Source organism: Streptomyces sp. NPDC026673, from assembly GCF_040638135.1.
Classification (GTDB): domain Bacteria; phylum Actinomycetota; class Actinomycetes; order Streptomycetales; family Streptomycetaceae; genus Actinacidiphila.
Genome location: NZ_JBEZXR010000160.1, coordinates 3,223 through 5,051, shown reverse-complemented (window position 1 = coordinate 5,051; position 1,829 = coordinate 3,223). Strand labels below are relative to the sequence as shown.

General features: G+C 57.2%; 1 rRNA gene (running past one end of the window). It reads right to left on the bottom strand.

Annotated elements, in window-relative coordinates:
* Positions 1–1,829: ribosomal RNA gene (locus AB0F62_RS42380) — 23S ribosomal RNA — on the bottom strand; its annotated part runs 1,366 nt beyond the window's last position; the annotation flags it as partial.

Genomic DNA, 1,829 nt, shown 5'->3' with positions numbered 1-1,829 from the left:
GGACAAGCCCTCGGCTTATTAGTACCGGTCAGCTCCACCCATTACTGGGCTTCCACATCCGGCCTATCAACCCAGTCGTCTACTGGGAGCCTTAACCCCTCAAGGGGGTGGGAGTCCTCATCTCGAAGCAGGCTTCCCGCTTAGATGCTTTCAGCGGTTATCCCTCCCGAACGTAGCCAACCAGCCATGCCCTTGGCAGAACAACTGGCACACCAGAGGTTCGTCCGTCCCGGTCCTCTCGTACTAGGGACAGCCCTTCTCAAGACTCCTACGCGCACAGCGGATAGGGACCGAACTGTCTCACGACGTTCTAAACCCAGCTCGCGTACCGCTTTAATGGGCGAACAGCCCAACCCTTGGGACCGACTCCAGCCCCAGGATGCGACGAGCCGACATCGAGGTGCCAAACCATCCCGTCGATATGGACTCTTGGGGAAGATCAGCCTGTTATCCCCGGGGTACCTTTTATCCGTTGAGCGACGGCGCTTCCACAAGCCACCGCCGGATCACTAGTCCCTACTTTCGTACCTGCTCGACCCGTCAGTCTCACAGTCAAGCTCCCTTGTGCACTTACACTCAACACCTGATTGCCAACCAGGCTGAGGGAACCTTTGGGCGCCTCCGTTACCCTTTAGGAGGCAACCGCCCCAGTTAAACTACCCACCAGACACTGTCCCTGATCCGGATCACGGACCGAGGTTAGACATCCAGCACGACCAGAGTGGTATTTCAACGATGACTCCACAATGGCTGGCGCCACTGCTTCACAGTCTCCCACCTATCCTACACAAGCCGAACCGAACACCAATATCAAGCTATAGTAAAGGTCCCGGGGTCTTTCCGTCCTGCTGCGCGAAACGAGCATCTTTACTCGTAGTGCAATTTCACCGGGCCTATGGTTGAGACAGTCGAGAAGTCGTTACGCCATTCGTGCAGGTCGGAACTTACCCGACAAGGAATTTCGCTACCTTAGGATGGTTATAGTTACCACCGCCGTTTACTGGCGCTTAAGTTCTCAGCTTCGCCCCGACGAATCAGAGCTAACCGGTCCCCTTAACGTTCCAGCACCGGGCAGGCGTCAGTCCGTATACATCGCCTTACGGCTTCGCACGGACCTGTGTTTTTAGTAAACAGTCGCTTCTCGCTGGTCTCTGCGGCCACCACCAGCTCAGGAAGCAAGTTCCCTCACCAGCAATGGCCCCCCTTCTCCCGAAGTTACGGGGGCATTTTGCCGAGTTCCTTAACCATAGTTCACCCGAACGCCTCGGTATTCTCTACCTGACCACCTGAGTCGGTTTAGGGTACGGGCCGCCATGAAACTCGCTAGAGGCTTTTCTCGACAGCATAGGATCATCCACTTCACCACAATCGGCTCGGCATCAGGTCTCAGCCTCAAAGAGTGGCGGATTTGCCTACCACTCGGCCTACACCCTTACCCCGGGACAACCACCGCCCGGGCTGGACTACCTTCCTGCGTCACCCCATCGCTCACCTACTACCACCTTGGTTCGCCGGCTCCACCACTCCCCATCACTCCGAAGAGATCAAGGGCGGCTTCACGGGCTTAGCATCAGAGGGTTCAGCGCTGGCGCTTCAAAGCGGGTACCGGAATATCAACCGGTTGTCCATCGACTACGCCTGTCGGCCTCGCCTTAGGTCCCGACTTACCCTGGGCAGATCAGCTTGACCCAGGAACCCTTAGTCAATCGGCGCAAGAGTTTCCCACTCTTGTATCGCTACTCATGCCTGCATTCTCACTCGTGAACCGTCCACGACTCCCTTCCAGGGCCGCTTCACCCGGCACACGACGCTCCCCTACCCATCCGTAC